Below are 15,996 nucleotides of genomic sequence, written 5' to 3' on the forward strand. Positions count from 1 at the left end.
AGGATGTGAACTAATTGGTATAGAAAATTGATCGGCGGTGAATTTATTGAACTGGAACTGGAACAGCATCCGCACCAAACTGATTACCTTCATGATCATGGCGACCATCATTCCGACCACCATTTCCATGATCATCAGTTACGTCATGACAACCAACTCGCTCAAGGAACGGGCCGTTGTTGAGAATATGAACCTTCTCTATCAGGGACGGTTGAATTTGGAGAGCTATTTGGAAGAGATGAACCGTAGTTCCCTTACGGTCTACTCGGATCCGGATTTTTTCCGCAGCCTCTATTACAGTCATGAGAACATCAACGCCAGCGGCAGGCAATCCGCCACGCTGCAATCCATTCAAAAAGCCATCAGCGGCTCCAGGCAGGTCTATCTTTACGTCGACGGCAAACGGGAAGCCACGTTATTCGCGCAGGATATCGCCAGAAAAACAAGCGAGGTCAACCTCTATCCCGAGATTCCCGATCTTCGTAACGATACGGTGGTCCTTCAGCCGCCGCATCCCCTTCATACGTACGGGTTTCAGTTAGCTTATCCCTATGAAGCCGATCAACAAGTATTCACGATGTACCGGGTCATTGAACGGGTCCCTTCAACCGAACGATTAGGCATTCTCGCCATCGATTTGGACATGGATTTCCTGAGCCGGATCAGCGGCCAGCTGTTCCAGCCTGATCATGAGCAGCTGTACATTGCCAATGAAGACGGGTATATCATGTATTCCGGCGATGACGAAATGCTGGGACAACAAGTCCAGGCGGACTGGTACGCCAGCATCAAGCAATCCGGCAAGAAGGAAGGCCATTTCGAGTATAACAACAAAATCTATTTATATAACAATATCAAGACGTCGGTCAGCGACTGGACGATGATCAAGGAGATTCCTTCCTCGTATATTTTAAGCAGCGCGGACAAAGCTGCCTTCGTCAATATTTTGCTGATCGGCGTGTCCCTTATTCTCATCATCGCGGCCACGATCTGGATATCGGTCTATATCACGGCCCCGATCCGCGAATTGGTAGGCCTCATGAGCCAGGTCAAAAGCGGACGAATGACCGTGGATATCTCGTCCAATCGCAAAGACGAAATCGGAGCCCTCCATCGCAGGTTCGGCAGCATGATGGATACGATCAACAACCTCATCCTGCAGGAATACAAGCTGAAGCTGGCGAACCGGACCAACCAGCTCCGGGCGCTGCAGGCGCAGGTGAATCCGCATTTCATGAACAATGCGCTGCAGACCATCGGCACCCTTGCGCTGGAGCATGGCATGAAGAGGATCTACTCCCTGATCTCCGCTCTGGCCCGGATGATGAGATACAGCATGTACAATACGGACAAGCCGGTCACGCTGGCCACGGAGCTCGATCATATCAAGGATTACGTGGAACTGCAGAAGGAACGATTTGAGAATCAGTTCGACTTCCGTTACGATGTGGATGAGTCGACTCTGCAGGTGTTGATTCCGAAGATGCTGATTCAGCCGCTGATCGAGAACTTTTTCAAGCATGGCATGAACCCCTTGGAGCAAGACAATTTCATTGCGCTCACAAGCCGGCGCCTATCGGCCTCGATCGTGCAGATCACGGTCGAAGATAACGGAAACGGGATGCAGGAGGAGCCGTTCCAAGCCCTTCAGGAGCATTTGCTTCGGATGGAAGAGTTGGATCTGGAACAGCTTCAGGTTGTGTCCGAGCTGGAGACGGAAGACAGCAGCGGAATCGGACTCATCAACATCATGACGAGGCTGAGGCTGTACTATCGTGGAAAATCCAAATTCAACATCGAAAACAACCAGCCGCACGGCTTTCGTGTAGTGCTGACTATAAATGTGGAAGGTGAAACGGATGAAGGCATTGATCGTGGATGACGAGTCTCGCGTGCGCAAAGCCATCCGCCTGCTGGTCCAGTGGGAAGCGCACGGGATTACCGATATAGAGGAAGCGGCCAACGGGCTGGAGGCGATGGAGCTGATCCCGGCGTTTCGGCCCCATCTTGTGCTGATGGACATGCTGATGCCCCTCAAAAGCGGCGTGGATCTCATGGAATGGATTCACAAGCATTACCCGGACATCAAATTCATCGTCATCAGCGGGCATGACGATTTCGAATTCGTGCGCAACACCATCTGGTACAGCGGCACGGATTATATCCTGAAACCCATCGAGGAGGACGTCATCAACCAAGCGGTCGCCAAGGCGACCGCGGCCTGGAAGGCGGAGGAACAAGAACGCCTTGCGGCGCGTCAGCAGCATGTTCAGGTGAACGAGTACCGGCCGGTCTATTCGGAGAAGCTGTTATCCAGCCTTATTGATGACAGGAGCGCCCATTCCCAGGTGGTCAACCGCCTCAGGGATGAAGGCATCGTGCCGGCGCAGACCAACGCAATACGCCTGGCCGTCATGCAAATCGACAAGTCAGATCATGCGCTGTACGGCCGCTTCGGCCACCATCAGGATCTGCTGATGTTCGCCTTGTTGAATATTTGCAATGAATTTCTGCAAAAGGACCGGATCGGGATTGCTTTCCGTCCATTCGGATCGCCGCATCAACTGGTTCTCTTATTGTGGGAACAGCTCGCCACGGTCCCTACGCTGCTTCAAGAGATCAATAGCGGGATGTTTCGGACGCTGTCGCGCCAGATGCATTTTGGCATAAGTCCGGAAGGTCAATATCCGGTAGACGTTCCCGAGCTCTATGCCCAATGCTCGAATGCCCTGCGTTCGCGTGATTTAACGGTCCTGAACCATTTCATCCACGATGCCGAGCAGCTGCGACGATCCGGAATGGATCATCATCGGGGCGTCCAGTTCAGCGGGTTCGAGGATACCTGGAAGCTCGCTGTGCTTAGCGGTCAGCCTGCTCCCATTGGCGAGGCCGTCGATTCGTTCCTTGCCGCCATCCGAAAAAGCGGCGTTCTCACGCCCGAGCTTCTGGAGCGATGGGACCGTGAAATTGATCGGTTCGCCAATCACGTCATTCATGAAACCGCGAACCCGTCGTCTGAGGCTTTGTTGAAATTGTACAAAGAGGAAAGCGCCACCATCGAGCGGCCAAGCCCGGACAAATATGTATGCTCCCTGGCAGAATGGCAGCAGTATTGGGATCAATTAATGAGCCTGCTGGCCTCGGCGCTGCAGTCCCAGAAGCAGACGGGGCAGGACCTGATCCACGACATCACGGCATTTATCGAGCAAAACTATCAGAACGACGTATCACTGTACGATATTGCAAACCGGTTTCACGTAAGCCGGGAGTACATCTCCCGCAAATTCAAGCAGAAGCACGGGATTAATATCCCCGAGCATCTGAACCGGATCCGCATCTCGAAGGCCAAAATCCTGCTGCAAAATCCGGGGCTGAAAATGGCCGCGATTTCCGAAATGGTCGGCTTTAAGAACGAGAAATATTTCAGTCTTGTTTTTAAGAAACAAGAGGGCATTTCGCCCAAGGAATTCCGCAAGCTACACGAGAAGGATGCCTAGAATGGGCAGCGGTCGATAAGCTTCAGAGATAAAATAAAGCAGAGAAGGCGGGAGTCCCCGCCTTCTCTGCTTTTTGTTGAGAGCGCTCCAAGCTGTCCACTCTTCTTGGAAAGCCCTTATGTTATCTCTATCCCAACCGCTTCTCTAATATCAACACGCCTCGTGCCGGCACTTCGCAGGTATCCCGAAGCTCCTCCCCTGTCAGCAGGTCAACATAGGCTTCCCCATCCAAGGACACGGATTTGCGCTCGGTCATGTGATTAAGCACAAAGATAAACTCCGCGTCCTCCTTCACCCGCTTTGTCACCTCAATGCCTTGGGGAGCGTTCAGGACAGGCTTAATGCCATGGTCGCTGCATATCGTTTGCATCAAATCTCGCAGGAATTTAGGCTCCGGGCTTGTGGCCACATACCAGGCCTTCCCTTGTCCGAAAGCGTTCACGGTCAACGATGGCATGCCTTGATAGTAGTCCGAGCCGTATTCGGCAACGACCTCTGCTCCCTCGGCATGGATCACGTCGCACAGAATGCCGCAGTCGTAGGTGCCTTCCAGCTGGCCTTTCCGGCCCCGCATTACCACCTGATTCTGCTGGCCCGGAAGCAGCGCATCAATCTCCTCGGCCCAAATTCCCATGACCTTGCGCAGTTCGCCCGGGTAACCGCCCAGCGTCACCAGATCATTCTCGTTCACGATCCCGCTGAAGAAGGTCGTCACAAAGGTGCCGCCTTGCGATACAAAGGCCTCCACGCGTTCTGCAAATCCCAGTTTGGCCATATACATCACCGGCGCGATGACAACGTCATACTTCCGGAAGTCCTCTTCCACGCTGATCATATCGGTCTGAATATGCAGCTGGTGCAGGGCATCGTAATATTTATGGACCTCGTTCACGTAATTGAGGGCGACGGTCGGACCGCTCGACAGGTCAATGCCCCACCGGTTCTCCCAGTCGTAGATGATCGCGACTTTGGCATCGGAACGGGCATCCAGGATCCGGTCTCCCAGCTGCTGCAGCTCCTTGCCCAGCTCGGCGCACTCGCGGAATACGCGGGTATGTTCATGCCCGACATGCTCGATGACCGCGCCGTGATACTTCTCGCAGGCTCCGATCGAACGGCGCAGTTGGAAGAACATCACCGTATCCGCGCCGTGGGCGACCGCTTGATAGCTCCACAATCGCATTACCCCTGGGCGCTTGGCCGAGTTATACGGCTGCCAGTTCTGAACGCTCGGCGTCTGCTCCATCAGCATAAAGGGCTGACCGCCCTTAAGCCCCCGCATCAGGGCATGCGCCATCGCGGTATAGCTGTACGGGGTATCCAGCGACGGATAGTTGTCCCAGGATACGACATCCATCTCCTTGGCCCATTTGAAATAGTCCAGCTCCGGATAAAAACCCATAAGATTCGTGGTCACCGGCATATCCGGCGTGATCCGCTTCAATTCATCCCGCTCCAGCTTGTAGCAGTCCAGCAGGCTGTCGGACTGGAAACGGCGGTAATCCAGGGATATGCCTTGGAAATTCGTCCGGTTGCCGGACCACTCCTCGCTTAAAGCGTTAGGAACGACGATGTCTTCCCAGTCATAGAAGGTGTGGCCCCAGAAGCGGGTATTCCATGCCTTGTTTACGGCATCCAGCGTGCCATATCGCTGCTCGAGCCAAGTCCGGAATGCCGCGGCGCAATTGTCGCAGTAGCAGTACCCGCCATATTCGTTCGATACGTGCCAGATCAGGACGGCCGGATGATCCTTATAGCGTTCCGCCAGCTTGCCTGCCATGATTTTGGCGTATTTTCGGTAGGTGGGGCTGTTCGGACAGGAGTTATGGCGTCCGCCGAATTTGCGTTTGCGGCCCTCGTAGTCGACGCGCAGCACATCCGGGTATTTGCGCGCCATCCAGGCCGGATGGGCTCCCGTGCTCGTTGCCAAACAGATATACACCCCGTTCCGGTACAGCCGGTCAATCGTCTCGTCCAGCCAAGCAAAATCGTACGTATCCTCATTCGGCTGACTCAAAGCCCAGGAGAATACATTTATGGTGGCTACGTCGATGCCCGCCAGCTTAAACATGCGGTCATCTTCCTTCCACGCTTCCGCATCCCACTGCTCGGGATTATAATCCCCGCCGTACCACATTTTCGGCAGCTTTTCGTTAATCATCAGCATTCAGCTCCTTTAGCCTTCATCAATTCGTATCCGGTTATCGTTCAACCAGCCATGCTCGAGATTAGCCCTTATTCACAATGCCTCCATGGCAGCCAATGCGATCTGGTAGGTCATGCCGCTCACCGTCTCAAAAGAAAGCCGATCTCCCGTCGTCACAACGCTCCCGTCTTCCCTTCGAACGGCGAGAGGCTCGGAATATTGAATTCTGCAGATCCGACCATGCGTAGAGGTTATGCTTGCGGACGCAAGAATGCCGCCCTTCCATTCCATGTCCACGATAAATCCTCCGCGGGCCTTCAATCCTCGCACAGAGCCTTCTGCCCACGCTTTCGGCAGCGCCGGCAGCAGCTGAATGGCATCCAAATGGCTCTGGAGCAGCATTTCCACAAGTCCGGCGCTGCCTCCAAAATTCGCATCGATCTGGAACGGAGGATGGTCCCCGAGCAGATTGGGGTGCATGGAGCGGGAAATCAGGGTTCGGACATAATCATAAGCCTTCTCCGGCTGCTGCAGTCGGGCAAACAGGTTAATCAGCCAGACGCAGCTCCAGCCCGTATGCCCCCCTCCGTGATCGATGCGCGACATCAGCGTACGATAAGCAGCTTCTGCAAGCTGCGGCGTATCTTGGAGGGTAATATCGGAGCCGGGGTACAATCCGTACAAATGGGATACGTGCCGATGTCCGGGCTCCGCTTCCGGATACGGCTTGCTCCATTCCATGAGCCTGCCCTCGTCATCGATGGCGTAAGGGAGCAGGCGCGCGACCGCAGCTTTCCATTCCTCCCGCAATTCATCATCTTGCTCCAACAGCTGCGAAGCTTCGATGCAGTTATGGAATAAATCGCGAATGATGGCCATATCCATGGTCGAACCTGCCGACACGCTGCAAGGCAGGCCTTCCGCGGTAAGAAACTGATTCTCCGGCGATGTCGACGGGCTGGTCACCAGATGCCCTTTCCCGTCTTCAATCAGCCAATCCAGGCAAAACAAAGCGGCTCCACGCATCAGCGGATACGCCGTTTCCCGCAAGTATTCAAGATCCGGGTGGAATTGATAACGCTCCCATAGATGCCGGCACAGCCAAGCACCGCCCATTGGCCAGAAGGCCCACATGGCTCTGCCGTCGCTCGGACTGGCCATTCGCCATAAATCCACGTTATGATGGGCGACCCATCCACGGGCGCCATAGTGAATCTTCGCGGTCCGGGCACCGCTTACGCTAAGCTCCCGGATCATTTGGATGAGCGGCTCGTGGCACTCGCTCAGACGCGTCGTTTCCGCCGGCCAATAATTCATCTCGGTATTGATATTCGTTGTGTAATCGCTGTTCCATGGCGGCTGGACATGGGGATTCCATATGCCCTGCAGATGGGCGGGCTGTGTACCCGGCCGGGAGCTGGCAATGAGCAAATATCTTCCGAATTGAAACATCAGCGCTTCGAGCGCAGCATCCTCCCTTCCTTCCCGGTACGCTTCCATCCGCTCGTCGGTGGCTAAAGCTGCTATGGAACGCTCATTCTCTGGACGGCCAAGCTGAAGCTCCACGCGTCTGAACAAGGCTTGATGGTCTTGGACATGCCGTGAGCGCAATTGTTCAACACCATGCCGCATGGCGCCCTGAAGTCTCTCCCTGCATATGCTGGACGGATCGGTACCGCCAGAACCCGGAGAACGATCGAAGCCTTCAAAATTCGTAGCAGCCGCAACCAGCAGCGTAACCGAGCCTGCCGCGCAAATGCGCATGCCGCTGTCATCGACCGTCACCTGACCGCTGTCCGTCAAGGCCAGCAGCCTCATTTCGTACCGAATGCCCAGCCCATCCTCATAAAGCACCGACCCGGGATGATCGCCCCTGTAATTATCAGCAATATGAGTCGGAGCATGCCCATGCAACACCAGCGTCCCGTCTTCCTCTGTACGCGTACGATGCTGCAGCGGTGAACGTAAACCGATCTCCAATTGGATGGATCCGCTCCCCGAGCATTCATAACGGATAACCCCGACCTGGTCAACCGCACTGATGAACATATCCCTGCTGAAAATATGATCGGAGCCGCCACCTTGAAAACGAGTGGAAGCAATCCCCGTATCCAGGTTCAGTTCGCGCCTGTATTCCGAGCATGAATCCCCTATTCCCGACTGTCGGATCAACAGATCTCCTAACGGCAAAAAGGACTCCGTATTTCTGCCAACCACCCTGCCCTCGATCAACTGTTCGGCTTCGGCATTCTTGCCGGACGCAATCAGTTCCCTCGCCTTTGCCAGATACCGGAGAGCCTCGTAATTATTCGTGTCCCGGGGAAAGCCGGACCAGAGCGTATCTTCGTTCCATTGAATGCATTCTTCCCGCACGCCTCCGAACACCATGGCGCCAAGGCGGCCGTTTCCAAGCGGAAGCGCTTCTTCCCACTTGGCCGCAGGCTTCCGGTACCACAGGGTTGTGTTCTTATGCTCTGCTGAATACAGCGTAATCCCCCCTTATGTCCAATGATTTATAAAGGTCTTCTCGAAGAGCACCTGAAATCCTTCATATATGGTTGTATTTCTTCTAATAAATTGAGGTCCGCGATTATAACAGCAGCCTACCTTGAATAGCGGCAAAAGGGACCGCATATTGCCGGCCCCTTCGATTCGCCTCTACCTTAATTATTCCAGAGTTCCACCCGTTCGCGTACCAATTGGGTGTATTCCTGCTCCATTTTCTCGGCGCCGGCATCATTCAGTTCTTTGATGAACTGGTCATACAGTGCATCGAATTTCGCCGGATCGGCAAGAATGACTTCCGGAATCCGCTTCCGGGTAATCTCTTCCACCTTTTTGTACGTGATATTGATATTGGAGTCGCTCGGTACCGGAATGTTGTAAGCAACGCCCCACGGCTTCACATCAAATTCCTCTTGTTTCGGCCACAGGTCTTTCCACATTTCCGCGCCGTACGCTTTCAGCGTTTCCTTCGCGGCCGGCGTATAATTCTCGATGATCGTCTCCGGGAAGTTCGTTGTGTAATAGTTATCCGTCGAATCCTTCACGCCGTCGCCGTAACGAGGGAACATCGCATTGTACAAGCCGATTCCTGTTTCCTTCGTGAAGTTGGCGTTGTCATAGGTTTTGCGCTCTTGGACGTCTTCAGGAATAACTCGCTTGCCGTCCACCACGTTGTAATGCTCGCCTTCAATACCCCAATTCATCAAAACTTGCCCTTCTTCGGAAGCCAGATAATCCAGGAACTTGATGATTCGAACCGGATCCTTGGCGGATGTCGTAATGCCTACGCCCCATCCGGCGACGTAACCCGTGTCTTGGAACGTTGCATCCTTCGTGGACTCATCCAGCTGGATCGGGAATCTCGCATAGGTGCGGTTTTCCTTGCCGGAAGTTCTCAGTGCGTTCGTTGCATTGCCGAAGCCCCACTCCTGATCAATGACGCCAAGGACGCGGCCGGAGGAAATTTTCGCTTCGTATTGGTCCGTCTTCTGCACGAACGTTTCTTTATCCAACAAGCCCTCGGCGTTCATATGATTCAGCCAGCGGAAGTATTCCTTCTCTTCCGGCCGCTTGTAATGAAGCTTCGCCTCGGTTGTTTCCGGGTCGATATAGTACTCGCCGTCATCCGATACGCCTGTCGCGATAAACGCCGGGTTCGTTACCGAGATCATGATTCTCCATCCGTCCGCATTCAACGTCAGCGGAATCGTCGGCTGGCCGTCAATGGTCGGGTGTTTCTCGGCATAGTCTTTCAGCGCTTTCTCATAATCCTTCACCGTTTTCAGTTCAGGGTATCCGAGTTCTTTCAGCACCTCATGTTGGATCTGGAACGTGCCGCCGGCATCGAGTGCCTGATGATCCACTGCCGCAAGCGTCGGAAGGACATAGATGGCCTCATCCTCGTTGCTCCATTTCAGGCGGCTCATATATTCTCCGTACACCTTCTTGATGTTTGGCGCATGCTCTTCGATCAGATCCGTCAGATCGATAAACGCCCCGGAATCCACGAACAGATTGGCGTCCCCCTTGGCAAATACCAAGTCAGGGTATTCCCCGCTCGCCACCATCAGCGGAAGCTTCTGATTGGAGCCGTCCACCGCATATTCGGCTTGGATCGTAATGCCGGTCTTCTCGGTCAGCTTCTTCCCGACCGCATCCTGCATGTTGGCCCAGTTCGCATTGGAATCCGCGCTGTAATACGTCATGGTCATCGGCTCGAGCTTCTCTTCCTGCTGCGTATCGCTTCCGCCGCTGCCCTCATCGCCGCCGTTTGCGTTATTGTTGCTGTCGCCGTTGCCGCACGCCGCCAGAACGAATGTAGCCATCATCATGATCGCGAGCAGGAGCGACAATCTCTTCTTATGTTTCATTGCTATACCCCCTAAATCGATTTTTGATCATTTATCGTATAACAGGACGTTGTGCCTGCTGATACCGTTACATGCGCCTAGCTTTTTACCGCTCCAAGCGTCATACCTTTCACAAAATACCGCTGCAGGAACGGATACACGAGCAGTATCGGAACGGTTACCACGATCGTGATTGCCATTTTGATCGACTCCGGCGACACCTGCTTCACGATCTCGGCCATATTCTGCCCGGTCATCATGCCGCTGGTTTGCCCCTGGGTGCTCTGCAGCACCTTCATCAGCTCGAATTGGAGCGTGGTGAGATGGGGTGCGTTACCGTTGTAAAGATACGTATCGAGCCAAGAGTTCCACTGCCCGACAGCCAGGAACAAGGCGATGGTAGCCAAGACGGGCTTACAGAGCGGAAGAATGATTTTGTAATAGATCGTAAAATCGTTGGCACCGTCAAGCTTTGCCGATTCCTGCAGCGAGTACGGCAGGCTGTCGATGAAAGACCGGATGACGAATACGTTAAACGCGCTCACCATGCCCGGAATGATGTAGACCAGAAACGAATTCATCATGTTCAGGTCGCGGATCAGGATGAACACCGGAATCATTCCGCCGGAGAAGTACATCGTCAGCGCAAGAAAGGTCGACATGAACTTTCTTCCCTGAAAGTCTACCCTGCTGAGGACGTAGCCCAGCATCGTGCCGCTGAGCAAGCCCAGAAAGGTCCCTGCAAGCGTACGGAGAATCGTGTTTTTGGCCCCGGTGACCAAGCCGTCGTATTTAAAAATCTGCACGTAGTTATCCAGCGTGAACTCTCTCGGCCAGATGTAGATTCCCCCGCGCACCGTATCAACGGAATCGTTCAGCGATATCGCCAGAACGTTCAGGAACGGGTAGAGTGTGACAATCATGACCAGTGCCATGATGGTAAAATTCGCGATATCAAACACCCGATCGGAGAGCGAGGGCTTGAATGCTGCTTTGGTTCGTGCCATGCTGTTTCCCTCCCCTTACATAATCGATTGCTTCGTGAATTTTTTGAACACGCCGTTGGCAAGCAGCAGCAGGATGATGCTTACGACCGAGTTGAACATTCCGATGGCCGTACCGAATGAAAAACGTCCCATGCCAAGTCCATAATTCAGCGCATACAGGTCAAGCACCTCGGAATAATCTACCACTAGCGGATTACCCAGCAGGAACTGCTTCTCGAAACCGATGCTGATCAAATGACCGATGGACATGATCAGCAGGATAGCAATCGTAGGGGCGATGCTCGGCAGCGTAATGTGCCATATTTGGCGAATCCGGCTCGCGCCGTCAACCTTGGCTGCTTCGAACTGCTCCTGATCAATCCCTGTAATCGCTGCCAAATAAATGATCGCGCTCCAGCCCATTTCCTTCCATATATCGGAGCCCGTTACGATGTACCAGAACAGGTTCCCCTGAGCCATGAACTGTATCGGCTGATCGATGAGCCCCAGCCACATCAGCAGCTGATTGACAGCGCCTCCATCCGTGGACAGCATTTTGGTCACGATACCAGCAACTACGACCCAGGAGACAAAATGCGGCAGATAAGATATCGTCTGTACGGTCCTCTTGAATACGCTTCCACGAAGCTCATTCAACAAGACTGCGAATAGGATCGGAATCGTGAATCCAACGATCAATCCCATGAAACTCATGGCGAGTGTATTTCGCAACACCAGATAAAACTTATCGTCCGCGAAAAGTGCTGCGAAATGGTCCAGGCCCACCCATTTTTGCTCGAATATCCCTTTGCCCGGCTTGTAATTCTGGAATGCCATCAGCCAGCCCCACACCGGCAAATAACTGAAGATGAATACAATGACGATGAATGGAAGCGACATTCCGTACAGTACTTTCTGCTCTTTGAAAGTGGTCCAAAAGCCTTTCTTTTTCTTTGCGGCAGGTTGGATGCTGCTTTCCGTCTTTGTTACCGCTTTCAAACCAACCCCTCCTCTCTTGTATATCCTGATGATAAACCAAGCTGGGGCGGGGAAGTACCCGAAGGATTGGCTTAAAAATCATATAAAAATTAGACATTAACGGTGGGAGGGAAAATGCGAAAGACCTTTATGCCGCTCCGTGTCCGGATCGTATCTCCGATCGCTGTTAAACCCGGGAAACTTCGATTGATACGGGGAGGTGGTTTCCCGGCTTTAAAGGCGACCGCTGGCGCTTCTCCGATACGATTCCGGCCCCTCCGCTCGGAGCTTCGCAGCAATTGGATTCCCCGCTAATGCCTTGGGGAAGGAGGAAAGGGGGAAAACAAAAAGACGCGTACCTTTGTCGCGTCTAAAGGGCACGATATGAAAGTACTTATGCTAAGTCTGGTTGTAGGTGAGAATGATGAGACGTGCAAATATGAACCATCGGAACACGACATTAGGCGAACCGCACCTGTTTGAAGCCTATTTGTCGTGCGCTAGCTCCTGCGTGTGATGCTCTGGTCATGATAGGCTTTATGACCTCGGAGCCGCATCCATGGCTCGATCACGTTGTGCGAATCCGCGTTACGGCACGGATAAATTACAGGTCCAGCTCCTTGCGGAAATTGGACGGAGACGTGCCGACGTATTTTTTGAATTTGCTATGAAAATAATCGACGTTCGTATAACCGACCTTCTCCGCGACCTGATACACCTTCATGCCCTGCTTCAAAAAATCTTTGGCTTTGTCGATCCGGACCTTATCGAGATACGTATTGAAATATTCCCCGGTCGTATTCTTGAACATTTTTCCGAGGTAAGCGCTGTTGTAATTAAATATCGACGCCAGCGTTTCCAGCTTAATGTTCTCGTTGTAATTGCGCTGAATCAGATCCATTATCCGCTTCATCTCCTGATCCCGTCCGCCATTGCCCGCCTGCCATATCAGCTCCTCCAGGAATTGGGACGAATGGCGGCACAGATCATAGGCCGTTCGCTGTCGGAATATTGCCGCAATCCGATCCGAGTATTCCTTCGTGCGGGACTGCAGCTCCGTATGATGCTGCATCAGTTTGTTGTGCACCCCGGTCAGGAGCTCCACGAAGGCGCGTTTCATCCTCTCCTCCGTGTATTCTTCATTCACCATGGCTGAGGCTGCCGTATACAGCAGCTTCTGCTGCACCTCCACGTTGCCCACATCCACCGCATAATAGAGCTGTTCCATCAGCTGCTCCGGATCATAGGGCTGCCGTTCTTCATCCGTGTTGCCGCCGGCAAACCGCTCGGATTCAGGAAACAGCATCTCCCCGGGAGCATAGAAGAACCGTTCGCGAATCCGTTCTTTGGCACAACGGTACGAATCCGCTACATCCTCCAGACGGTGGACCTGACGTCCCAAAGAGGCCGTTATCGCCGTGCCGGCCCGGCTTGCGGCTTCCTCTACCAACTGCAGCAATTCCTTACGTCCACCTGCCGTCAAGACCGGCGTGGGCATTAGGATACCGAGCTGTCCATGCATGGAAAACACCGCGCCGCGGCCGTTATCTTCAAAAGCTTCGATCAGCTGGTTTTTCAACCGGTCGTCGGTTTCCTCACCGGATTCATCGCTGCCGTTATGATGAACAAGCAGCACTTGGTAATGGTTCCATAACAGTCCCGACCTCTCGGCCATATGCCGCAAAGCGACCGGATCGGGCTTGCTCTCCGGGTTGAACCATGTCTGAATGAACTGCTCGCGGCTCATATCGGAGGCTGCCCTGTTCAGTGCAATCCTCTCCTGTTCCTGCTCGATGGCTTCTTTAATCTGCAGCAAATACTTGCTCAGCTCGTCCTCATCCACCGGCTTTAGAAGGTATCCGTCCACACGGTGGGAAATCGCCCGCTTGGCATAATCAAAATCGGCATATCCGCTCAAGATGAGCAGATGAATCTCGGAATCCACGTTTCGGATGGCTTCGATCAGCTGCAATCCGTCCATTCCCGGCATCCGGATATCAATCAGCATCAAATCCGGGTCGTGCTTCCCGTGCTTCTCCAGCGCTTCGTTCCCGTTCGCTGCGGTATCAACAACCTGATACCCAAGCTCGGTCCATGGCACAATGCTCTTCAGCCCTTCGCGCAGTTTGGGTTCGTCATCCACGATCAACACTTTCATCATCGCTCTCTCCTCCTGTCGGAATACTGAATTCAATACGCGTTCCTATGCCCGGTTCGCTATAAATGATCAGACCCGCTTCAGGGCCGTACGTGAGCTGCAGACGGACATGTACGTTACGGAGCCCGATCCGTCCGCCATCCTTCTCGTCGGTATCGTTCAAATAACCGTAGATCATCTGCAATTTGTCCAGGGATATGCCTGCACCATTGTCCTCGGTCATGACGTGCAGTTTCCCTTCGCTGGCCGAGACCCTGACCCTTATGGAGGTTCCCTCTTCTTTGTGATCCATCCCGTGTATGACCGCATTCTCCACAAGCGGCTGGATGATCAAGGGCGGGATTCTTACCCGGTTCGCTTCAGGGTCCACCTGAAGTTCATATTTCAGGCGGTCCTCATATCGGAACTTCTGAATGTCGAGATAGCACTGTACCATCTCGATTTCGTCCTTGATTGTGGTTTTTCCGCTGCCCACCTCGAGGTTGCTCCGCATCATTTTGCCGAGCAGCCGCACGATCCGGGCAATTTCGGTCTCGCCCTTGAGATGGGCCTCCATGCGAATGGACTCCAGGGCATTAAAGAGAAAATGCGGATTGATCTGGCTGGCCATCATTTTGAACTTGATTTCGTTTTGCTTCTGTTCCATTAACCGCTTCTGTTCGTTGGACTCCTGCACTTCGTTCATCAGGTCGTTAACGTTGCCCACCATGGAGTTGAATTGACGGGACAGCTGGCCGATCTCATCCTTGCCGTCGATCTCCATGGCAACGCCAAGATTACCGGTACCTACCTTCGTAATATGTTTGCTGAGGCGCAGCAGCCGATTGGAGATCAGTGAAGAGAAGCTGTAGATCAGAAGAACGGCCAGCAGCAGGCTGATGATGATGACGGTCATCGCCAGCTTGCTGATCCGGTTGGCATCCGCCACGATGCTATCGATCGAGAATATCGAAATAATGCGCAAGCCGTTCACTCCGGACTCTGTATTCAGCGGTTCGATCAGCACCTTGGAGGCTTCGTCATGGATGACCGACTCGTAGCTGCCGCTCGCGTGGTAAACGGCCCCGCTGGCATCTTCAATCTCGGCTAACGTTTTCCCGTACAGCTCCGGGCGGTTAGCCGCAACAATATTGTTGCTGCTGTCCACGATAATCGTGTCGAACGCTTCCTGGCTCAGGATCGTATTGAGCATGCCGGTGTTGACATTGATCACCAGCACGCCGCGGTTGTCCTTGCTTCCAAGATCAACCCCCTTGATCAAGCTGAGGTATACCTTCTGATCACGCTCATCCTCAATGTAGTCCCAATAGATGACCCCGATATCGTCCTCCGCCCGCCGATACCATTCCGTACTCCTGATTTCATCCTCGGGATATAGAAACTCCCAATTGTTCAGCATGGTCGGATTGTCGCTGTAGAATCGGATATTCGATATTTCCTTGTACATTCTTATCGCCTGCTGCAAATCAGGATACTCCCTGTATGCCACGAACACGTCGTATACGCTTTCATATTGCCGGTTGGCCAGATTCCTCAGACGCTCGTCGTAGGACAAGCGGTACGATAAATCATCCGCCACGTTGATGACTTCGGTCGACCGTTTCTTGACCCGGTCCACGTTCTGATAGGCTTGTTCCAAAGCATTGTCGAATGCAAATTTACGGAGCTCTCCCGTAAGGAATATCCCTACGATGGCTACCGGTACAAAGACCACGACCACAAATGACAATATCAATTTATTGCGGATTTTCATGTCATTCATAAGCTGAATGAAATTCGATAACATCGGACCGTCGACGCTCCTGTCCTTTTAATCTTCGGCAAGCGAAAGTAAACGGTTACATTCCATCGTGAATAGCCTGCCTCAGGCCTATTA

General features: G+C 53.2%; 9 protein-coding genes. 2 read left to right on the forward strand and 7 right to left on the reverse strand.

Features of this window, described 5'->3' with window-relative positions; genetic code table 11:
* The first annotated feature begins 37 nt into the window (after positions 1–37).
* Both RB298_RS03480 and RB298_RS03485 read left to right on the forward strand, forming a co-directional pair.
* Entirely contained in the window at positions 38–1,882 is a 1,845-nt protein-coding gene (locus RB298_RS03480; protein WP_249732910.1) for a cache domain-containing sensor histidine kinase, read from the forward strand.
* Complete coding sequence (locus RB298_RS03485) at positions 1,860–3,497, forward strand: response regulator transcription factor (RefSeq protein ID WP_096776915.1); 1,638 nt, start codon at positions 1,860–1,862, stop codon at positions 3,495–3,497. Before RB298_RS03480 ends, RB298_RS03485 begins: the two co-directional genes overlap by 23 nt.
* 127 nt (positions 3,498–3,624) lie before the next feature.
* Here RB298_RS03485 and RB298_RS03490 read toward each other — a convergent pair whose 3' ends face one another.
* From RB298_RS03490 to RB298_RS03520, 7 genes are all read right to left on the reverse strand, one after another.
* Positions 3,625–5,658, reverse strand: coding sequence for a beta-galactosidase (locus RB298_RS03490; protein ID WP_486045778.1), 2,034 nt, complete (start codon positions 5,656–5,658; stop codon positions 3,625–3,627).
* A 78-nt stretch (positions 5,659–5,736) separates the two neighbouring features.
* Positions 5,737–8,136, reverse strand: coding sequence for a glycoside hydrolase family 95 protein (locus RB298_RS03495; protein ID WP_486045815.1), 2,400 nt, complete (start codon positions 8,134–8,136; stop codon positions 5,737–5,739).
* Positions 8,137–8,306: 170 nt separating this feature from the next.
* Positions 8,307–10,019, reverse strand: coding sequence for an ABC transporter substrate-binding protein (locus tag RB298_RS03500; RefSeq protein WP_486045780.1), 1,713 nt, complete (start codon positions 10,017–10,019; stop codon positions 8,307–8,309).
* A 77-nt stretch (positions 10,020–10,096) separates the two neighbouring features.
* Positions 10,097–11,005 (reverse strand): carbohydrate ABC transporter permease, encoded by a 909-nt coding sequence (locus tag RB298_RS03505; RefSeq protein WP_009592812.1) that lies wholly within the window; start codon positions 11,003–11,005, stop codon positions 10,097–10,099.
* Positions 11,006–11,020: 15 nt separating this feature from the next.
* Positions 11,021–11,983, reverse strand: coding sequence for an ABC transporter permease (locus RB298_RS03510; protein WP_009592813.1), 963 nt, complete (start codon positions 11,981–11,983; stop codon positions 11,021–11,023).
* Positions 11,984–12,566: 583 nt separating this feature from the next.
* On the reverse strand, positions 12,567–14,123 hold the full coding sequence (locus RB298_RS03515; RefSeq protein ID WP_486045783.1) for a response regulator: 1,557 nt from the start codon (positions 14,121–14,123) through the stop codon (positions 12,567–12,569).
* Complete coding sequence (locus tag RB298_RS03520) at positions 14,098–15,906, reverse strand: cache domain-containing sensor histidine kinase (RefSeq protein WP_096776909.1); 1,809 nt, start codon at positions 15,904–15,906, stop codon at positions 14,098–14,100. The genes RB298_RS03515 and RB298_RS03520 overlap by 26 nt, the downstream gene beginning before the upstream one ends.
* Between the last annotated feature and the right edge of the window lie 90 nt (positions 15,907–15,996).

The organism is Priestia sp. BR_2 (assembly GCF_041954005.1).
GTDB classification, from domain to species: domain Bacteria; phylum Bacillota; class Bacilli; order Paenibacillales; family Paenibacillaceae; genus Paenibacillus_AQ; species Paenibacillus_AQ lautus_A.